Genomic DNA, 4932 nt, shown 5'->3' with positions numbered 1-4932 from the left:
GTGCAAATCCGCGTCGCGATCTTTGGCGACTACGCGGTGCCTTCGATTTTCGGAACCGACAAACTCGGACGCGACTTGCTCGCTCGAGTGTTCTGGGGTGCACGCGTTTCGCTGGTCGTCGGTGTGGTCGCGACGTTGGTCAGCTTGGTCATTGGCGTCAGCTACGGCGCGATCGCCGGCTACTTCGGTGGATGGGTCGATGCCACGATGATGCGAATCGTCGACATGCTGTATTCGATCCCGTTCATTTTCGTTGTGATCTACCTTGTCACGTTCTTGGGCGAAGAAAGCGTGAAGGCATGGCTGGAAAGCTACGGCATCGATCAGATCATGATCTTCTACATCATCATCGGCGCGATCTATTGGCTGACGATGTCGCGTGTCGTTCGCGGCCAAGTGCTGTCGCTTCGCCAAGAACAGTTCATTGAATCAGCTCGCACGATTGGTGCCTCGTCGATGCGGATCGTGTTTCGACACTTGGTGCCCAACGTGCTCGGCATCGTCATCGTTTACCTGACCTTGACCATCCCCGCCGTGATGCTGTTCGAAGCCTTTCTTTCATTCCTCGGACTGGGCGTTGCCCCACCGGATGTGTCTTGGGGTTTGTTGCTCAACGACGGCGTGGAAGCTCTCTCCAGCGTCAAACTTTTTTGGTGGGTAGTCATTTTCCCAGGCGCCGCTCTGGCCATGACCCTGTTCGCCTTGAACTTCTTGGGCGACGGTTTGCGTGACGCGTTGGATCCAAAGATGAAAAACCGATGAACTCAGCCTCCGGATCGCCTGTTGCTTCCTCAATGCCCGCATCAACAGACGCAAACAACGCCCCTCGTGAGAACCAACAACCGCTCCTCCAGGTTTCAGATCTCAAGGTCAGCTTCAAAACCGATGAGGGGCAAGTCCAAGCCGTTCGCGGGATATCTTTTGATGTTCGAGCGGGGGAAACTGTCGGCATCGTTGGAGAGTCAGGCAGCGGGAAGAGTGTCACCAACTTGGCGATGATGGGACTGATCCCACAACCGCCGGGACAAATCGATTCCGGAACGGCGCTGTTCCAAGGTCGCGACCTCCTGAAGATGTCCGATCGTGAATTGCAAAGCATTCGCGGCCGGCATGTCTCGATGATCTTCCAGGATCCGATGACGGCGCTGAACCCACTGATGACCATCGAGCAACAAATGACCGAAATGACTCGGTTGCACTTGGGACTCACAAAGAAAGACGCGTCTGCACGCGCGGTCGAAATGCTGGGTTTGGTTGGCATCACATCACCTGAAAAACGTCTTCGCGATTACCCACACCAATTCAGTGGCGGGATGCGGCAACGCGTGATGATCGCGATGGCCCTGTCCTGCGAACCAGAACTGCTGATCGCCGACGAACCGACCACCGCGCTCGACGTGACCATCCAAGCTCAGATCATGGACCTGCTGGCTGATCTACAAGAGCGTAAGGGAACCGCGATCGTCCTAATCACTCACGACCTGGGCGTGGTCGCCGGTGTCGCGGACCGCGTGATGGTGATGTACGCCGGACGCATCGTCGAAAAAGCGAACGTCAACGACCTCTTCGCATCGCCCCAACATCCTTACACACTCGGATTGCTTGGCTCACTGCCACGATTTGACACCGATCGTCACGAGAAACTGCTGGCGATTCCCGGCGGCCCGCCAGACATGTCCGAACCCATCGTCGGCTGCGCGTTCTCACCCCGATGCAGTTTCGTGCAACCGGTTTGTGAGCAAGAAGAACCAACGCTTCAAATGAAAGCGGAACCCGCTGGCGAAGCGAACCTACCCATCGTGCAACCTCACCTCGCGGCCTGTCATGTGGAGATGCCGTCATGAGCTCAGCCCACGCCACCCACGAAGCAACCAAAGAATCCGGCAACGCCATCTCGGATCCGCCGCTGCTGCAGGTCAACGACCTGAAGGTTCACTTCCCCTTTCGCCGTGGGTCGCTGTTCAATCCAGAACAAGGACTGATCCGAGCCGTTGACGGCGTGTCCTTCAACATTGCCAAAGGCGAAACACTGGGACTGGTCGGAGAATCTGGCTGCGGAAAATCAACCACCGCCCGCGCGATCATTAACTTGGTCCACCCAACGTCCGGTGACGTCCTGGTCGACGGCAAATCAATCGCGGGACTGTCCGACAAAGAGATGCTGCCGTATCGACGCCGCGTGCAAATGGTTTTCCAAGACCCCTTTGCCAGTCTCAACCCCCGAATGACCGTTGGCGGTATCATCGGCGAACCCTTGACGGTTCACAAACTGGCGTCCGGCAAAGACCGCCAACTCGAAGTTTTGCGTCTGATGGAATTGGTTGGCCTCAACCCACGATTCCTGAACCGCTACCCTCACGAATTCAGCGGCGGCCAACGCCAACGCATCGGGATTGCTCGGGCCCTCGCGGTGCAGCCGGATTTGATCCTTTGTGACGAACCGGTGTCGGCACTGGATGTTTCCATCCAGGCCCAAATCATCAACCTGATGATGGACCTGCAGCAACGACTCGGTGTGGCGTACCTTTTCATCGCTCACGACTTGGCCGTTGTTCGTCACATCGCGACTCGAGTCGGGGTGATGTACCTCGGCCGAATCGCAGAACTTGGCACAGCAGAAGAACTCTACGCCGATCCCAAACACCCTTACACCGAAGCTCTCCTGTCCGCCGTCCCGGTCCCCGACCCCGCAATAGCTGCCCAGCGACGACGAATCGTGCTGCAAGGCGAAGTGCCCTCGCCGGACAAGTTCTATCCCGGTTGCTCGTTCGCCGACCGCTGCCCGATCGCGGTGGACCGTTGCCGAACCGATCGCCCCGGATTACCAGATCGACCGCACGCCGCGGCTTGTTGGGAGCGTGATGATCCGCCGGAAGTTTGATAAGCTGCGGGATTGATTGAACTCATCCGCCGTTTCATCTTTTTGCCGCCTTCATCAAGCCGTAGTCGATCAATCAATTCCCGCACCCGACACTTCGACACAACAGACGTCCCATCGCGCGTGTGGATGCCAAGCTGAAATCAATGGCCGAAGAGATGCTCGACTTGATGTACGAGTTCGATGGCGTCGGCCTGGCCGCCAACCAATTCGACTTGCCCATCCGCATGTTCGTTGCCAACCCCACCGGAAAACGCGACGAGGGCGAGTCCTGGGTGATCCTCAACCCCGAAATCGACCGCCCCAAAGGCAACGACACGGCCCAAGAAGGCTGCCTCAGCGTGCCGGGCATCTACGGCCAAGTCAAACGCCCCAAATCAGTTCGCTTGCGCGGCTTTGATCTCCAGGGCAACGAGATCAACCAAGTCCTGGACGGGTTCATGGCCCGCGTGGTCCAACACGAAGTCGACCACCTCGACGGCATCATGTTCTTTGACCGCATCGGCGAAGAAGGCCTTCGCGACATCGAAGACCAACTCGAGGAATTCAAAACCGACTACGAGTCCAAGCAGGGCACCGGGTCGATCGCCGACGAAGCCAAACTGGCCCAGCAACGAGCCGAGTGGGAAGCCATGTACACCGGCGGGACCACCTCGAATGGCTGAGCCTCTCCGATACGTGCTGATGGGCACCGGCCCTTTCGCGGTGCCATCGTTCGAAGCGATTCGGCAACAACTGGACTCCTCCGGCGACGAAATCGCCCGCGTGTTCGTGCGACCACTGCCGCCCATCAAAAGCCGCGGTGGCCCACCACCCCAACCGGTCCGCGAATGGGCCGAATCGCATGGCCTGCCCGTCGATGCTCCCGCCAGCATCAATGATCCGGAAACCATTGCCGGCCTCACGGAACTGAAGGCGGACCTGCTGGTCGTTTGCGATTACGGCCAAATCCTGAAACCCGAAGCACTGCAAGCCGCACGCCTGGGCGGGATCAACCTGCATGGATCCTTGCTGCCCGCCTACCGAGGTGCCGCGCCGGTCCAGCGAGCTCTCCTTTCCGGCGACCGCGAAACCGGCGTATCAGTCATTCACATGACCCCACGCCTTGATGGTGGTCCGATCGTTGCCTCCCGAACCACTCCCATCCGTGACGACGAGACCTCCGGCGACCTCGAAGCCCGCCTTTCCGACATTGGTGTCGACGCCACACTGGAAGCCATCGCGTTGCTGCGAACCATTGAGTCGCTCGACACTCATGGAACGCTTGGCCAACCACAGGACCCAGCAAAAGTTTCCAAGGCTCCGCGATTGTCCAAAGCCGAGGCACAAATCGATTGGTCCGCAACGGGCCGCGAGATCGATTGCCTGGTAAGAGGCATGCAGCCTTGGCCGGTCGCATTCACCCATGCGGTTGTCAACGAAAACAAACCGCCGTTGCGACTTGCGATTCGCGAAGTCCGCTTAGAAACCTTGGAAACCGATCCCGCCAACGTGGGCCACGTGATGGAACACGATGAACTGGCCATTGGCTGCGGCGACGGGCAAGTCATCATCGAGCGACTTCAACCAGCCGGCAAGAAAGAGATGTCCGGCCTGGACTTCAAACGCGGCCACCGACTCGTTGCCGGCCAACCACTGATGGTCCAACCGTAACGGCCCCGGAACTTCCGCACCGTCCAACCGTAGGCCAGGTTCCACCTGGCAGTCGAGCCGATGCTTGGGAACCAAGCGAGGCGTCCAATCAAAACGCCTTCGAGAGAATAAATTTGCTCGGCGTAGAACAATTGCCAGGTGGAACCTGGCCTACGACTGACGAACGCCGCTGACGACTCAATGTGAGCAATGGCCTGGCATCCATGTCGGAACAAAGAGAGCACCCGAGTCAGCGTCAATCCGCTCGCTTCACGCCGCTCGACGACTGCGACCCAAACACGCTGGATGATGACCTTGACCAAGATGGGTTCGACCAAGCCGATGACTGTGATGATTCCGACCCGAACATCAACCCCAGTGCGGAGGAAATCTTAGATAATCAGATAGATGAAAATTGTGAT

At 58.3% G+C, this 4932-nt stretch carries 6 protein-coding genes; all 6 read left to right on the top strand.

The window, feature by feature from the left end; genetic code table 11:
• A partial coding sequence (locus tag ACF8AM_RS07315; protein ID WP_392554995.1) for an ABC transporter permease occupies positions 1–762 on the top strand: 762 nt, incomplete at its 5' end.
• A 32-nt stretch (positions 763–794) separates the two neighbouring features.
• Entirely contained in the window at positions 795–1844 is a 1050-nt protein-coding gene (locus ACF8AM_RS07310; RefSeq protein WP_392554997.1) for an ABC transporter ATP-binding protein, read from the top strand.
• Positions 1841–2881, top strand: coding sequence for an ABC transporter ATP-binding protein (locus ACF8AM_RS07305; RefSeq protein ID WP_392554994.1), 1041 nt, complete (start codon positions 1841–1843; stop codon positions 2879–2881). Before ACF8AM_RS07310 ends, ACF8AM_RS07305 begins: the two co-directional genes overlap by 4 nt.
• Positions 2882–2949: 68 nt before the next feature.
• On the top strand, positions 2950–3543 hold the full coding sequence (gene def / locus ACF8AM_RS07300) for a peptide deformylase (RefSeq protein WP_392554996.1): 594 nt from the start codon (positions 2950–2952) through the stop codon (positions 3541–3543).
• Positions 3536–4531 carry a methionyl-tRNA formyltransferase gene (locus ACF8AM_RS07295; protein ID WP_392554993.1) on the top strand — a complete coding sequence of 332 codons (996 nt, stop codon included), beginning with the start codon at positions 3536–3538 and terminating at the stop codon, positions 4529–4531. The genes def and ACF8AM_RS07295 overlap by 8 nt, the downstream gene beginning before the upstream one ends.
• Positions 4532–4734: 203 nt before the next feature.
• On the top strand, positions 4735–4932 hold a 198-nt coding region (locus ACF8AM_RS07290; protein WP_392554992.1), incomplete at its 3' end, for a MopE-related protein.

This window comes from Rhodopirellula sp. JB055 (assembly GCF_043100905.1).
In the GTDB taxonomy this organism is placed as follows: domain Bacteria; phylum Planctomycetota; class Planctomycetia; order Pirellulales; family Pirellulaceae; genus Rhodopirellula.
This window is presented reverse-complemented; position numbering and strand designations above follow the sequence as displayed.

Excerpts from the sequence above, each read along its gene's own strand:
- ACF8AM_RS07305 (WP_392554994.1), top strand. The coding sequence starts at position 1,841 with ATGAGCTCAGCCCACGCCACCCACGAAGCAACCAAAGAATCCGGCAAC.
- ACF8AM_RS07295 (WP_392554993.1), top strand. The coding sequence starts at position 3,536 with ATGGCTGAGCCTCTCCGATACGTGCTGATGGGCACCGGCCCTTTCGCG.
- ACF8AM_RS07310 (WP_392554997.1), top strand. The coding sequence starts at position 795 with ATGCCCGCATCAACAGACGCAAACAACGCCCCTCGTGAGAACCAACAA.